Origin of the sequence: Streptomyces thermovulgaris (genome assembly GCF_002155915.1) — a bacterium.
In the GTDB taxonomy this organism is placed as follows: domain Bacteria; phylum Actinomycetota; class Actinomycetes; order Streptomycetales; family Streptomycetaceae; genus Streptomyces; species Streptomyces thermovulgaris.
The window spans coordinates 538-787 of the sequence record NZ_MUME01000509.1 but is presented as its reverse complement, the minus strand read 5'-3'; the positions used below and the strand labels follow the sequence as shown (position 1 = coordinate 787).

The following is a 250-nucleotide window of genomic DNA, read 5'->3' as shown; positions in this document are numbered from 1 at the left end:
GCCGACGGCCGGGCGCACTTTTTGGAGATGAACACCCGCCTCCAGGTCGAACACCCCGTGACGGAGGCCGTGTTCGGCATCGACCTGGTCGCCCTGCAGATCCGCGTCGCCGAGGGCCACGCCCTGGACCCCGACCCGCCCCGCGCCCGGGGCCACGCGGTCGAGGCCCGCCTGTACGCCGAGGACCCCGCCCGCGACTGGGCCCCGCAGACCGGCACCCTGCACCGCCTCGCCGTCCCCGGACACGTCC

At 76.0% G+C, this 250-nt stretch carries 1 protein-coding gene; it reads left to right on the top strand.

Annotated elements, in window-relative coordinates; genetic code table 11:
• Positions 1 to 250: ATP-binding protein (locus tag CCN35_RS29030; protein ID WP_483883430.1), on the top strand; the 250-nt coding region annotated here is incomplete at both ends.